This window comes from Streptomyces sp. NBC_01408 (assembly GCF_026340255.1).
GTDB lineage: Bacteria > Actinomycetota > Actinomycetes > Streptomycetales > Streptomycetaceae > Streptomyces.
In genome coordinates, this window is the sequence record NZ_JAPEPJ010000001.1 from 3,624,051 (window position 1) to 3,638,005 (window position 13,955).

A 13,955-nucleotide genomic window follows, 5' to 3' on the forward strand; every position below is an offset into this window, starting at 1 on the left:
TCACCCGGAGGGCCCATTGACATGAGCATGGGCTGGTCGTGAGCCTGGCGTCCGAACGCTTTCGTGGCAGACGACGCCCAGGGGGGCACATGAGGCACCGCGCGAGATCGATCCTCGCCGCAAGCGCACTCGTCTTCGGAACCACACTCGCCGCGCTACCCGCCGCGGCACAGTCCCAGCCCGCCTCCGCGGGCGCCACCGGAGCGGCGGGCGCCGACGAGGTCCGGGTCTACGACGCCGACATCACCAAGGAGCAGGTCCCGCTCGTCCTGGCCGCCGGGCAGGACGCCCACGAGCTCTCCGAGCGCGCCCCGGAGACCGGGACCGCCCGCGTCGAGCTCTTCCTCACCGGGGGCCAGGCCGGGGATCTCGCGGCCCAGGGCGTCAGGCTCGCCGAACGCAAGGTCCCGGCCAATGCGGCGGCCCGCTCCCAGGCCGCCGGCGACGGGGTCTTCCGCCCGTACAGCGGCAAGGGCGGCCTCCAGGAGGAGATCCTGAGCACGGCCCGGTCCCACCAGGCGCTCACCAAGGTCGTCTCCATCGGCAAGACCGTCCAGGGCAAGGACATCCTCGCCCTCAAGGTCACCAAGAACGCCAAGAAGACCGAGGACGGTGACAAGCCGTCCGTGCTGTACATGTCCAACCAGCACGCCCGCGAGTGGATCACCCCGGAGATGACCCGGCGGCTGATGCACCACACGCTCGACAACTACGGCAAGGACCCGCGGATCACCAAGCTCGTGGACTCCACCGAGCTGTGGTTCCTGCTCTCCGCCAACCCCGACGGGTACGACTACACGCACGCCCCCGACGGCCGGCGGCTGTGGCGCAAGAACCTGCGCGACAACGACGGAGACGGCAGGACCACCGCCGCCGACGGGGTCGACCTCAACCGGAACTTCGCCTACAAGTGGGGTTACGACAACGAGGGTTCCTCCCCCAGCCCCGCCAGCGAGACCTTCCGCGGCCCCAAGGCCCAGTCGGAGCCGGAGACCCTCGCCCTCGACCGGTTCCAGAAGCGCATCGGCTTCGAGTACGCCGTCAACTACCACTCCGCCGCGGAGCTGATCCTCTACGGCGTGGGCTGGCAGGTGGCCACCCCGACCCCCGACGACGTCGCCTACAAGGCGCTCGCAGGCACCCCGGAGAACCCGGCGGTCCCGGGCTACTACCCGCAGGTGTCCTCCGAGCTCTACACCACCAACGGCGAGGCCGACGGGCACGCCTCCAACGTCAACGGCATCATGATGTTCACGCCGGAGATGACCACCTGCCAGACGGCCTCGCAGATCGACCCGGACGACCGGTGGAAGCCCGAGGACTGCGCCTCCGGCTTCAACTTCCCGGACGACGAGAAGCTGATCCAGGCGGAGTTCGCCAAGAACGTCTCCTTCGCGCTGTCCGTCGGCGAGAGCGCCGCCCGCCCGGACCAGCCGGCCTCCGCCGTCGGCCTGAGCGCCGCGGACTTCACCCCGGACACCTTCACCACCTCCTACGCCGCCCGCGGCGAGGACCAGGAGGTCTCCGTCACGGCCCGCAAGGCGCTGCGGGACAAGGAGCTCAACTTCCGTATCAACGGCGGTCGTACGCACGACGAGGAGCTCAAGGCCTGGAAGGGCGGTGACGTCTACGGCGGCGAGGACAACAACTGGTTCGACGAGTACCGCGCCGAGGTCGACGGCACGAAGCCCGGCGACAAGGTCGAGGTCTGGTTCACCGGCCGCGACCGCTCCGGCAAGCAGGTCTCCAGCGAGCACTTCACGTACACGGTCGCCGAGCGGCCGCGCGCCGACGTCCTGGTGATCGCGGAGGAGGGCGCTCCGGCCCAGCACGCCCGGACGTACGTGGACGCCCTGCGCGCCAACGGGAAGTCCGCGGCGGTCTGGGACGTCGCCACCCAGGGGACCCCGCACCACCTCGGGGTGCTCTCCCACTTCCGCACCGCCGTCCACTACACGGGGGCCAAGACCCCCGGCGGCGACACCCAGCTCGCGGTGCGCGACTTCCTGAACGAGGGCGGCAAGCTGATCGAGGCCGGTGAACTGGCGGGCGGCAACGCCCAGGTCGGCCGCGCCGTGACCAACGACTTCAGCCAGTACTGGCTCGGCGCCTTCGGCCGTACGAGTGGCAGCGGCGCGACCGGCTTCACCGGCGCGGGAACCCTCGCCGGAGCCCAGGGCGGCCTCGGGGACGCCGCGGGCAACCCGCTGAACGCCCCCGGCTCCTACACCGTGACCTCCGAGACCCTGGCCCCCGCTCAGTTCCCGCAGTTCAAGAGCGCGCAGGCGGGCCTGTACGCGGGGGTCGTGAACCCCTACGCCCCCTACGCCGGGGCCGGGATGGCCTCGGCCCTCCACCAGGACGACGACTGGAAGCGGCTCGTCCGCACGATCGACCTCACCGGAGTCGGCGCCGCCGACAAGCCGCAGCTCAAGATGGCCCTGAACTGGAACACCGAGGAGGGCTACGACCACGCCCTGCTGGAGGCCCGTACGGCCGGCGGGGACGACTGGACCACGCTGCCCGACGCGGGCGGCCTGAGCGCCACGACGGTTCCCGAGGAGTGCGCGGCCGGGTTCTTCATCAACGGCCACCCCTTCCTGGGCCGCTACCTCACCCTGGACGGCGCCGGCTGCACCCCGCGGGGCACCAGCGGTGCCTGGAACAGCTTCACCGGCTCCTCCGGCGGCTGGAAGCAGGTCTCCTTCGACCTGAGCGCCTACGCCGGCAAGAGCGTCGAGGTCTCGCTCGCCTACGTCACCGACCCGGGCTCGGGCGGCCGCGGGGTCTTCGCGGACGAGGCGCGCCTGAACGTGGGCGGGGCAGACCAGGCGGTGGAGGGCTTCGAGACCGGCCTCGGTTCCTGGGCGGCCCAGGGCGCACCTGCCGGGAGTCCCGAAGTCACGGGCGACTGGTCCCGGTCCGGGGAGCTCTTCAAGTCCTACGCGTCGGTCACTACGCGTGACACCGTCCTGCTGGGCTTCGGCCTGGAACACCTGCCGGCCGCCGGAGACCGAGCCCTACTCGTCGGTAAGGCGCTCAAGTCACTGAACCGCTGATCAGCGGCCCTCCCGTCACTCACCCTGAGTGACGGGGCGCAGGCCCCCGAGGCTGGTCCCCCCGCGAAGCGGAGGGAGTGTCAGGCCCCGACCGATGTCACTCCGAAGCTCACGGAGAGGTAGGGTCGTAAGCGGTCGGGGACATCCCATTTCAACTCGCCGGCGCTCTTACCGGCGCACCAACGAGGAGATCGGTTCGTGACGATCCGCGTAGGCATCAACGGTTTTGGCCGAATTGGCCGCAACTACTTCCGGGCGCTCCTTGAGCAGGGAGCGGACATCGAGATCGTCGGTGTCAACGACCTGACTGACAACGCCACCCTGGTGCACCTGCTCAAGTACGACACCATCCTGGGCCGCCTCAAGGCAGAGGTCTCCCACACCGACGACACCATCACCGTCGGCGGCAACACCTTCAAGACCTTCGCCGAGCGCGACCCCGCGAACCTCCCCTGGGGCGAGCTGGGCGCCGACATCGTCATCGAGTCGACCGGCATCTTCACCAAGAAGGCCGACGCCGCCAAGCACATCGCCGCGGGCGCGAAGAAGGTCCTCATCTCGGCTCCGGCCAAGGACGAGGACATCACCATCGTGATGGGCGTCAACCAGGACAAGTACGACGCGGCCAGCCACCACGTCATCTCCAACGCCTCCTGCACCACCAACTGCGTGGCGCCGATGGCCAAGGTCCTCCTGGAGAACTTCGGCATCGTCAAGGGCATGATGACCACGGTCCACGCCTACACGAACGACCAGCGGATCCTGGACTTCCCGCACTCGGACCTGCGCCGCGCCCGCGCCGCCGCCGAGAACATCATCCCGACGACCACCGGTGCCGCCAAGGCCACCGCGCTGGTCATCCCGGAGCTGGCGGGCAAGCTCGACGGCATCGCGATGCGCGTCCCGGTCCCGACCGGCTCCGTGACCGACCTGGTCATCGAGCTGGAGCGCGAGGTCACCAAGGACGAGGTCAACGCCGCGTTCCAGAAGGCCTCCGAGGGTCAGCTCAAGGGCATCCTGGACTACACCGAGGACGCGATCGTCTCCTCCGACATCGTGAACTGGCCGTACTCCTGCACCTTCGACTCCACCCTGACCATGGTCCAGGGCAAGCAGGTCAAGGTCATCGGCTGGTACGACAACGAGTGGGGCTACTCCAACCGCCTCGTCGACCTCACGGTCTTCGTCGGTGGCCAGCTCTAAGGTCGCCAGGCTCCACAAAGTACGAGGTCTAAGGCAAGGCACCACGATGTGAGCACAGGGTCCGGGCAGCGCGACGAAGCGCCGCACGGGCCCTGTTGCTTGTCTCGTTCTCCCTTCCTCGCCCTTAGGGTGAAGGGCTGACAAGGAGTAGAAACACATGAAGACGATCGACGAACTGCTCGCCGAGGGCGTCAAGGGCAAGCGGGTCTTCGTCCGCGCGGACCTCAACGTCCCCTTCGAAAAGGGCACCACCACCATCACCGACGACGGCCGCATCCGCGCCGTCGAGCCGACCGTCGCGAAGCTCGCCGAAGCCGGCGCCCGCGTGGTCGTCGCCTCGCACCTGGGCCGTCCCAAGGGCACGGGCGTGGAGCCGGAGTTCTCCCTCGCCCCGGCCGCGGCGCGGCTCGGCGAGCTGCTCGGTGCGGAGGTGGCCTTCGCCACCGACACCGTCGGCGCCTCCGCCAAGGAGACCGTGGCCGCCCTCACCGACGGCCAGGTCGCCGTCATCGAGAACCTGCGCTTCAACGCGGGCGAGACCTCGAAGGACGACGCCGAGCGCGGCGCCTTCGCCGACCAGCTCGCCGAGCTGGCCGACGTCTACGTCGGCGACGGCTTCGGCGCGGTCCACCGCAAGCACGCGTCGGTCTTCGACCTGCCCGCGCGCCTCCCGCACGCGGCCGGCTACCTCATCGCCACCGAGGTCGGCGTCCTGAAGAAGCTGACCGACGAGGTCGAGCGCCCGTACGTGGTGGTCCTGGGCGGCGCCAAGGTCTCCGACAAGCTCGCCGTGATCGACCAGCTCCTCGGCAAGGCCGACCGCATCCTCATCGGCGGCGGCATGGCGTACACCTTCCTCTACGCCAAGGGCTACGAGGTCGGCATCTCCCTGCTCCAGAAGGACCAGGTGGACGTCGTCAAGGAGTACATGAAGCGTGCCGAGGAGACCGGCGTGGAGCTGGTCCTCCCGGTCGACGTCCTGGTCTCCGCGGACTTCCCGGACCTGAAGACCAAGGCCCCGGCGGACTTCGATACCGTCGCGGCGAACGCGATCCCGGAGACCAAGGAGGGTCTGGACATCGGCCCGAAGACGCGCGCGCTCTACGCGTCGAAGATCGCCGATGCCAAGACCGTCTTCTGGAACGGCCCCGTCGGTGTCTTCGAGCACCCCGACTACGCGGGCGGTACCACCGCCATCGCGAAGGCCCTCGTCGACAGCAGTGCCTTCACCGTCGTCGGCGGTGGCGACAGCGCTGCCGCGGTCCGCATCCTGGGCTTCGACGAGAACGCATTCGGCCACATTTCCACCGGTGGCGGCGCCTCCCTCGAATACCTCGAGGGCAAGACGCTCCCCGGTCTCGCCGCCCTGGAGGGCTGACACTTCATGACCACGCGCACCCCGCTCATGGCGGGCAACTGGAAGATGAACCTCAACCACCTGGAGGCCATCGCCCACGTCCAGAAGCTCGCCTTCGCACTCACCGACAAGGACTACGACGCCGTCGAGGTCGCCGTCCTGCCGCCCTTCATCGACCTGCGCTCGGTGCAGACCCTGGTCGACGGCGACAAGCTGAAGATCAAGTACGGCGCCCAGGACCTGTCGGCGCACGACTCCGGTGCCTACACCGGCGAGATCTCCGGCTCGATGCTGGCGAAGCTGAAGTGCACGTTTGTGGCCGTCGGCCACAGCGAGCGCCGCCAGTACCACGGCGAGGACGACGAGATCTGCAACGCCAAGGTCAAGGCCGCGTACCGGCACGGGATCACCCCGATCCTGTGCGTCGGCGAGGGCCTGGACGTCCGCAAGGCCGGCGAGCAGGTCGCGTACACGCTGGCCCAGCTCGACGGCGGCCTCAAGGACGTCCCGGCCGAGCAGGTCGAGTCCATCGTGATCGCGTACGAGCCCGTCTGGGCGATCGGGACCGGCGAGGTCGCCACCCCCGAGGACGCCCAGGAGGTCTGCGGGGCGATCCGCGGCCGCCTCGCGGAGCTGTACTCGCAGGAGCTGGCCGACAAGGTCCGCATCCAGTACGGCGGCTCGGTCAAGTCCGGGAACATCGCGGCGATCATGGCCCAGCCCGACGTCGACGGCGCCCTGATCGGCGGCGCCGCGCTGGACGTGGACGAGTTCGTCAAGATCGTCCGCTTCCGCGACCAGTGAGAGCTGTTGTGAGTATGCGGTAGGACGGATCCGTCGTACCCTTGCGGGGGCCAGGAGGCTGAACCACCAGCCACTGGCCCCCGCGCACTTCCCAGCAATGCCGGAAAGCCAGAAAAGCCAGAAAGTAGGAATCAGCCGTGATTATGGGGTTCTCGATCGCCCTGATCGTCTTCAGCGCCCTGCTGATGCTGCTCGTGCTGATGCACAAGGGCAAGGGCGGCGGCCTTTCCGACATGTTCGGCGGCGGCATGCAGTCCTCGGTCGGCGGTTCCTCCGTCGCGGAGCGCAACCTGGACCGGATCACCGTGGTCGTCGGTCTGCTGTGGTTCGCGTGCATCGTCGCGCTCGGCCTGCTGATGAAGACGAGCAGCTGACCGTTCTGGCCATTCCGGCGGACCGGTCGGCTCCGCCCGGCCTATCATGAGGGTCGGCACCCGGTCGCGGAACAAGTAACTCCGGTCCCCGCCCCAGCGGGGTCGGTCCCTCCTTTCGCTGCAAGCGAGTTGGGCCGTACGTAGACCCGGGCGCCCGCAGCGGACATTCCACTCACGCTTTGCGGCACCATCACGCAGGGAGTTACGACCGTGGCAAGTGGCAACGCGATCCGTGGTAGCCGGGTCGGAGCGGGGCCGATGGGCGAGGCCGAGCGCGGCGAGTCCGCGCCCCGCCTGCGCATCTCCTTCTGGTGCTCGAACGGGCACGAGACGCAGCCGAGCTTCGCCAGCGACGCACAGGTGCCGGACAACTGGGACTGCCCGCGCTGCGGGTTCCCGGCCGGCCAGGACCGGGACAACCCGCCGGCACCGCCCCGCACCGAGCCGTACAAGACCCACTTGGCGTACGTACGGGAGCGGCGCACGGACGCCGACGGCGAGGCCATCCTCGCGGAAGCGCTCGCCAAACTCCGCGGCGAGATCTGAATCCACGCGGCGAGCAAGTGACTTGGGGCCCGGTCCCGCAGGAATCACCTTCCTGCGGGACCGGGCCCTTTTCGTAGGTGACCTAGCCGAATGCGCCGCTACGGCACAGCCGCTTCCGATCCCTTAAGTTGGAGCCCGGCGGGGCACGACAGGACGGAAGAAGTGGGTTTATGTCGGAGATGAACGCAGAGGGACGTACGAAGCTCAACCGGACGCCGCAGTGGCAGGCACTGGGCAAGCACCGGGAGGAGTTCGGGCAGACGCATCTGCGGGAGCTGTTCGAGGCCCATCCGGGCCGCGGCACCGGTTACACCCTGCGGGTCGGGGACCTGCACATCGACTACTCGAAGCACCTCGTCACCGACGAGACCCTCGACCTGCTGCGCGAGCTGGCGGCGGCCACGGGCGTGGCGGAGCTGCGCGAGGCGATGTTCCGCGGCGACAAGATCAACACGACGGAGGACCGGGCGGTCCTGCACACCGCCCTGCGCGCGCCCGTGGACACGGTCGTCGAGGTGGACGGCGAGAACGTCGTCCCCGGCGTGCACGCCGTCCTCGACAAGATGGCCGCCTTCGCCGACCGCGTCAGGTCGGGGGAGTGGACCGGCTTCACCGGCGAGCGCATCACGAACGTCGTCAACATCGGCATCGGCGGCTCCGACCTGGGCCCGGCGATGGCGTACGAGGCGCTGCGCGCCTTCACCGACCGCGGGCTGACCCTGCGCTTCGTCTCGAACGTGGACGGCGCGGACCTGCACGAGGCGCTTCGGGACCTGGACCCGGCACGGACCCTGTTCGTCATCGCCTCCAAGACCTTCACCACGATCGAGACCATCACCAACGCCGAATCGGCGCGCGCATGGCTGCTCGCCGGTCTCGGCGGTGACATGCAGGCGGTGGCACGGCACTTCGTGGCGCTGTCGACCAACGTCGAGAAGGTCACCGGCTTCGGCATCGATCCGGCCAACATGTTCGAGTTCTGGGACTGGGTCGGCGGACGCTACTCCTTCGACTCGGCCATCGGGCTCTCCCTGATGATCGCGATCGGGCCGGACGCCTTCCGGGAGCTGCTGGGCGGCTTCCACGCCATGGACCGGCACTTCCGCACGGCGCCGGCGGAGGAGAACGCCCCGCTCCTGCTGGGCCTGTTGGGGATCTGGTACAGCGCCTTCTTCGACGCGCAGTCGCACGCGGTTCTCCCGTACAGCCACTACCTGTCGCGCTTCACGGCCTACTTGCAGCAGCTGGACATGGAGTCCAACGGCAAGTCCGTAGACCGCGACGGCAATCCGGTGGAGTGGCAGACCGGCCCGGTGGTGTGGGGCACGCCCGGCACCAACGGGCAGCACGCCTACTACCAGTTGATCCACCAGGGGACCCGGATGATCCCCGCGGACTTCATCGGCTTCGCCCGGCCGGTGGCCGAGCTGTCGCCGCAGCTGGCGGCCCAGCACGACCTGCTGATGGCGAACTTCTTCGCCCAGACGCAGGCGCTGGCCTTCGGCAAGACGGCGGACGAGGTGCGGGCGGAGGGCGCCCCGGAGCCGCTGGTCCCGCACAAGACCTTCCAGGGCAACCACCCGACGACCACGATCCTGGCCGGCGAGCTCACCCCGGCGGTGCTGGGCCAGCTGATCGCGCTGTACGAGCACAAGGTGTTCGTCCAGGGCGCGGTCTGGAACATCGACTCCTTCGACCAGTGGGGCGTCGAGCTCGGCAAGGTGCTCGCCAAGCGGGTCGAGCCCGCCCTGACGGAGGGCGCGGACGTACCGGGCCTGGACGCCTCGACGAAGGCCCTGGTGGCCACCTACCGCGAGCTGCGCGGCCGTGGCTGAGGCCGTGGACCGGCAGGTATGACGAAGCGCCCCGCACCTTCCGGTGCGGGGCGCTTCGCCTTGCGTCAGGAGGCCGGCGGGTACATGTCCGACGGGAGCCGGGCCGCCGCGGCCCGGTCCAGGAGCCACAGGGTGCGGGCACGGCCGTAGGCGGCCGCGGCCGGGGCCTGGACCTCGCCCGCGCCGCCGAGCGCGATGGCCACCGCGCCGGCCTTGTCCTCGCCCGCCGCCAGCAGCCATACCTCGCGCGCCGCCCGGATGGCCGGGAGGGTCAGCGAGATCCGGGTGGGCGGGGGCTTCGGGGCGCCGTGGACGCCGACCACCGTGCGCTCGCTCTCGCGGGCCGCCGGGTGCTCGGGGAAGAGGGACGCCACGTGGGTGTCCGGGCCGACGCCCAGCATGAGCACGTCGAAACGGGGGACCGGACCGTGGTCCTCCGGGTTGGCCGCCTTCAGCAGGTCCGCCGCGTACGCCGCGGCCGCCGCATCCACGTCGGCGCCGTACGGGCCATCCGAGGCGGGCATGGCGTGCACGCGCGCGGGGTCCACCGGGACGGAGTCCAGGAGGGCCGCACGGGCCTGCACGTGATTGCGCTCGGGGTCGTCCGCGGGGACGTACCGCTCGTCGCCCCACCACAGGTCCAGCCGGGACCAGTCGACCGCGTCACGGGCCGGGGCGGCGGCGAGCGCCGCGAGGAGCCCGTTGCCGTTGCGGCCGCCGGTGAGGACCACGGAGGCGGTGCCGCGGGCGGCCTGCGCGTCGACGATCTTCGTGATGAGCCGGGCCGCCGCGGCCTGGGCCATCAGCTCCTTGTCCCGGTGGACGACGACCTGGGGAGTCGTCATACCCATTGGCTGCCGCCTTCTCGGTAGTGCGGGTGGTTCCGGTGCGGGTGGTGCGGGGTGCGGGGTGCCGCTGCGCGGGGCTCTCCCCCCACCCCGCCCTTTCGCCGTTTCCTGGGGCTCCGCCCCAGACCCCGTGCCTCAAACGCCGGCGGGGCTGTCCTTTCGGGAAGGGGCGGGGTGGGGGAAAGCCCCGCAGGGCCCCGTTACTTGGCCGTGGGCTTCTTCGCCGGCTTCGGCGAAGCGGGCTTCGCGGCCGGGGCTTCGGCAGGGGCCTCGGCCTCGGCCTTCGGCTTCGCCTTCGCGGGAGCCTCCGCGGCCTCGGGGGCCTGTGCCGCCAGCTTCGCGACGCCGAACCTCAGCGCGGACTCGTACGTGTTGTCCGGGTCCAGCCGGCGCAGTTCCTCCGCCAGGAGCTCGGCCGTTTCGCGGCGCTTGAGCGCCACCGCACGGTCGGGCTGCCCCGGCATGCACAGCGTGGCCAGCGCCCCGTCCGCGCGGTCCAGAACGATCTCGCCCTCCTTGGTCTCCAGCCGTACGGCCGTGAGGCCCGGGCCGGAGGACAGGGTGCGCTTGACGGGGACCTGGAGCCGGTCCGCCAGCCACATGGCCAGCAGCTCGCAGCTCGGGTTCTCGTCCTCGCCCTCGACGATCGCGGAGCGGACGGAGACGGTCTGCTGGTCCAGCGCCGCCGCCAGCATGGAGCGCCACGGGGTGATCCGGGTCCAGGACAGGTCCGTGTCCCCGGGGGCGTACGCCGTGGCCCGCTTGCCGAGGGCCCCGACCGGTTCCTCGCAGGAGTACGTGTCCGTGATCCGGCGCTGGCCCAGCGCCCCCAGGGGGTCGCCCGCCAGGTCCGAAGGAGCACCGTCCGGCCACCAGACGACCACGGGGGCGTCCGGCAGGAGCAGCGGGAGCACCACCGACTGGGCGTGGTCGACCAGTTCGCCGTGCAGGCGGAGCACCACCGTCTCACCGCTGCCGGAGTCCGCCCCGATGCGGATCTCCGCATCGAGACGGGCGTCGCGGCGGCTGCGCGGCGAGCGGCTGGCCCGCCTGATGACGACGATGATCCGCGAGGGGTGCTCGTGGGACGCGTCGTTCGCCGACTTGAGCGCGTCGTACGCGTTCTCCTCGTCGGTCACGATCACCAGCGTGAGCACCATGCCGATGGCCGGCGTGCCGATGTCCCGGCGTCCCTGCACCATCGCCGCGTTGATCTTGCTGGAGTTGGTCTCCGTGAGGTCGATCTTCATGGCCGGCGCCAGCTCCGTCCGTCTCGTGCGAGCATCTCGTCCGCCTCGACCGGTCCCCAGGTGCCCGCCGGGTACTGCGCGGGCTTGCCGTGCTTGTCCCAGTACTCCTCGATCGGGTCGAGGATGTTCCAGGACAGCTCCACTTCCTGGTGGCGCGGGAAGAGGTTCGCGTCGCCGAGGAGCACATCGAGGATGAGCCGCTCGTACGCCTCGGGACTCGACTCCGTGAAGGACTCGCCGTAGGCGAAGTCCATCGTGACGTCCCGCACCTCCATGGAGGTGCCCGGAACCTTGGAACCGAAGCGGACGGTCACGCCCTCGTCCGGCTGGACCCGGATGACCAGGGCGTTCTGCCCGAGCTCCTCGGTCGCGCCCGACTCGAACGGCAGGTACGGGGCCCGCTTGAAGACCACCGCGATCTCGGTCACCCGGCGGCCCAGGCGCTTGCCCGTCCGCAGGTAGAACGGGACGCCCGCCCAGCGGCGGTTGTTGATCTCCAGGCGGATGGCCGCGTAGGTGTCGGTCTTCGACTTGGGGTCGATACCGTCCTCTTCGAGGTACCCGACGACCTTCTCGCCGCCCTGCCAGGCCGCCGAGTACTGGCCGCGCACGGTGTGCTTGCCCAGGTCCTCGGGCAGCTCCACGGCGGTCAGCACCTTGAGCTTCTCGGCCACCAGCGCCTTCGGGTGGAAGGAGCCGGGCTCCTCCATCGCGGTGAGCGCGAGCAGCTGGAGCAGGTGGTTCTGGATGACGTCACGGGCCGCGCCGATGCCGTCGTAGTAGCCCGCCCGGCCGCCGATGCCGATGTCCTCGGCCATGGTGATCTGCACGTGGTCCACGTACGACCGGTTCCAGATCGGCTCGAACATGGTGTTGGCGAAGCGGAGCGCCAGGATGTTCTGGACGGTCTCCTTGCCGAGGTAGTGGTCGATCCGGAAGACCTCGTCACGGGGGAAGACCTCGTGAACGACCTTGTTGAGCTCCTCGGCGCTCTTCAGGTCGTGGCCGAAGGGCTTCTCGATGACGGCGCGCCGCCAGGAGCCTTCCTTCTGCGCCAGACCGTGGTCCTTGAGCTGCTGGACCACCTTGGGGAAGAACTTCGGCGGGACCGACAGGTAGAAGGCGAAGTTGCCGCCCGTGCCCTGCGCCTTGTCGAGCTCGTCGATCGTCGCCTTCAGGGTCTCGAAGGCCGCGTCGTCGTCGAAGTCGCCCTGCACGAACCGGCAGCCCTGCACCAGCTGCTGCCAGACCTCCTCCCGGAACGGCGTGCGCGAGTGCTCCTTGACGGCCTCGTACACCTCCTGGGCGAAGTCCTCGTGCTCCCACTCCCGGCGGGCGAACCCGATGAGCGAGAAGCCCGGCGGGAGCAGACCGCGGTTGGCCAGGTCGTAGACGGCAGGCATCAGCTTCTTGCGCGACAGGTCACCCGTAACGCCGAAAATGACCAGGCCGGACGGCCCCGCGATACGCGGGAGCCGCCGGTCCTGTGCGTCACGAAGCGGGTTCGCTCCGTTAACAGACAAAGTGTTCAGGCCTCCGTGGGGGCAAGGCGCTCAAGCTCCGCCTCGGTCGACTTCAGCAGGTCGTTCCAGGACACCGCGAACTTCTCGACGCCCTCGTCTTCCAGCAGCTGCACCACATCGTCGTACGAGACGCCCAGCTTCGCGACCGCATCGAGCTCGGCGCGGGCCTGGTCGTAGGTGCCGCGCACGGTGTCACCCGTGATCTGCCCGTGGTCGGCCGAGGCCTCCAGGGTGGCCTCCGGCATGGTGTTCACCGTGTTCGGGGCGACCAGGTCGTCCACGTACAGGGTGTCCTTGTACGCCGGGTCCTTGACGCCGGTCGAGGCCCACAGCGGACGCTGCTTGTTGGCGCCGACCCGTTCCAGGGCGGCCCAGCGGTCCGAGGAGAAGACCTCCTCGTACGCCTCGTAGGCCAGACGGGCGTTGGCGAGCGCCGCCTTGCCCTTGAGGGCCTTGGCCTCGTCGGTGCCGACGGCGTCCAGGCGCTTGTCGATCTCGCTGTCCACGCGGGACACGAAGAAGGAGGCGACCGAGTGGATCAGCGAGAGGTCCAGGCCCGCGGCCTTGGCCTTCTCCAGACCCGCCAGGTACGCGTCCATGACCTCGCGGTAGCGCTCCAGCGAGAAGATCAGCGTGACGTTGACGCTGATGCCCTTGCCGATGACCTCGGTGATCGCCGGCAGGCCGGCCTTGGTCGCCGGGATCTTGATGAGCGTGTTCGGGCGGTCCACCAGCCAGGCGAGCTGCTTGGCCTCGGCGATGGTCGCCGGGGTGTTGTGCGCCAGGCGCGGGTCGACCTCGATCGACACGCGGCCGTCCTGGCCGTCGGTGCGGTCGTAGACCGGGCGCAGGATGTCGGCGGCGTCGCGGACGTCCGCCGTCGTGATCATGCGCAGGGCCTCTTCCACGGTCACCTTGCGGGTCGCGAGGTCGGTGAGCTGCTGCTCGTACCCCTCGCCGCCGCTGATGGCCTTCTGGAAGATCGCCGGGTTGGTGGTGACACCGACCACGTGCGACTGGTCGATGAGCTCCGCCAGGTTGCCGGACGTGATGCGCTTGCGGGACAGGTCGTCCAGCCAGATCGCCACGCCTTCGTCGGAGAGGCGCTTGAGTGCGTCTGTCATGGGAATTGCATCTCCTACTGGTGTAGTACCGG

Annotated in this window: 11 protein-coding genes; 7 read left to right on the forward strand and 4 right to left on the reverse strand. The window is 69.7% G+C overall.

Annotated elements, in window-relative coordinates; genetic code table 11:
* The first annotated feature begins 89 nt into the window (after positions 1 to 89).
* The 7 genes from OG447_RS16495 (at position 90) to pgi (ending at position 9,178) form a co-directional block, all read left to right on the forward strand.
* Entirely contained in the window at positions 90 to 3,059 is a 2,970-nt protein-coding gene (locus OG447_RS16495) for a M14 family metallopeptidase (RefSeq protein ID WP_266937330.1), read from the forward strand.
* Between the two features lie 198 nt (positions 3,060 to 3,257).
* Positions 3,258 to 4,262 carry a type I glyceraldehyde-3-phosphate dehydrogenase gene (gene gap / locus OG447_RS16500; protein WP_266937332.1) on the forward strand — a complete coding sequence of 335 codons (1,005 nt, stop codon included), beginning with the start codon at positions 3,258 to 3,260 and terminating at the stop codon, positions 4,260 to 4,262.
* Positions 4,263 to 4,419: 157 nt separating this feature from the next.
* Positions 4,420 to 5,640, forward strand: a complete 1,221-nt coding sequence (gene pgk / locus OG447_RS16505) for a phosphoglycerate kinase (protein ID WP_266937334.1) — start codon at positions 4,420 to 4,422, stop codon at positions 5,638 to 5,640.
* A gap of 6 nt (positions 5,641 to 5,646) precedes the next feature.
* The gene (tpiA, locus tag OG447_RS16510) at positions 5,647 to 6,423 is read left to right on the forward strand and encodes a triose-phosphate isomerase (protein ID WP_266937336.1); all 777 of its coding nucleotides are present in this window, start codon (positions 5,647 to 5,649) and stop codon (positions 6,421 to 6,423) included.
* A 143-nt stretch (positions 6,424 to 6,566) separates the two neighbouring features.
* Entirely contained in the window at positions 6,567 to 6,797 is a 231-nt protein-coding gene (gene secG, locus OG447_RS16515) for a preprotein translocase subunit SecG (protein ID WP_266938906.1), read from the forward strand.
* A gap of 210 nt (positions 6,798 to 7,007) precedes the next feature.
* Positions 7,008 to 7,343 carry an RNA polymerase-binding protein RbpA gene (locus tag OG447_RS16520; RefSeq protein ID WP_078904317.1) on the forward strand — a complete coding sequence of 112 codons (336 nt, stop codon included), beginning with the start codon at positions 7,008 to 7,010 and terminating at the stop codon, positions 7,341 to 7,343.
* A 179-nt stretch (positions 7,344 to 7,522) separates the two neighbouring features.
* Complete coding sequence (pgi, locus tag OG447_RS16525; protein ID WP_266938907.1) at positions 7,523 to 9,178, forward strand: glucose-6-phosphate isomerase; 1,656 nt, start codon at positions 7,523 to 7,525, stop codon at positions 9,176 to 9,178.
* 65 nt (positions 9,179 to 9,243) lie between these two features.
* On the opposite strand, the gene pgl is transcribed toward pgi, so the two are convergent.
* The 4 genes from pgl to tal all read right to left on the reverse strand — a co-directional run bounded on the left by pgl (position 9,244) and on the right by tal (position 13,923).
* Entirely contained in the window at positions 9,244 to 10,023 is a 780-nt protein-coding gene (gene pgl, locus OG447_RS16530; protein ID WP_266937340.1) for a 6-phosphogluconolactonase, read from the reverse strand.
* A gap of 203 nt (positions 10,024 to 10,226) precedes the next feature.
* Entirely contained in the window at positions 10,227 to 11,276 is a 1,050-nt protein-coding gene (opcA, locus tag OG447_RS16535; protein WP_266937342.1) for a glucose-6-phosphate dehydrogenase assembly protein OpcA, read from the reverse strand.
* Positions 11,273 to 12,799, reverse strand: a complete 1,527-nt coding sequence (gene zwf / locus OG447_RS16540; RefSeq protein ID WP_266937344.1) for a glucose-6-phosphate dehydrogenase — start codon at positions 12,797 to 12,799, stop codon at positions 11,273 to 11,275. The genes opcA and zwf overlap by 4 nt, the downstream gene beginning before the upstream one ends.
* Positions 12,800 to 12,804: 5 nt before the next feature.
* A complete protein-coding gene (gene tal / locus OG447_RS16545; protein WP_266937345.1) occupies positions 12,805 to 13,923 on the reverse strand; it encodes a transaldolase in 1,119 nt (372 codons plus the stop codon).
* Positions 13,924 to 13,955 lie beyond the last annotated feature (32 nt).

Excerpts from the sequence above, each read along its gene's own strand:
- OG447_RS16495 (WP_266937330.1), top strand. The coding sequence starts at position 90 with ATGAGGCACCGCGCGAGATCGATCCTCGCCGCAAGCGCACTCGTCTTC.
- pgk (WP_266937334.1), top strand. The coding sequence starts at position 4,420 with ATGAAGACGATCGACGAACTGCTCGCCGAGGGCGTCAAGGGCAAGCGG.
- tpiA (WP_266937336.1), top strand. The coding sequence starts at position 5,647 with ATGACCACGCGCACCCCGCTCATGGCGGGCAACTGGAAGATGAACCTC.
- secG (WP_266938906.1), top strand. The coding sequence starts at position 6,567 with ATGGGGTTCTCGATCGCCCTGATCGTCTTCAGCGCCCTGCTGATGCTG.
- pgi (WP_266938907.1), top strand. The coding sequence starts at position 7,523 with ATGAACGCAGAGGGACGTACGAAGCTCAACCGGACGCCGCAGTGGCAG.
- pgl (WP_266937340.1), bottom strand. The coding sequence starts at position 10,023 with ATGACGACTCCCCAGGTCGTCGTCCACCGGGACAAGGAGCTGATGGCC.
- opcA (WP_266937342.1), bottom strand. The coding sequence starts at position 11,276 with ATGAAGATCGACCTCACGGAGACCAACTCCAGCAAGATCAACGCGGCG.
- tal (WP_266937345.1), bottom strand. The coding sequence starts at position 13,923 with ATGACAGACGCACTCAAGCGCCTCTCCGACGAAGGCGTGGCGATCTGG.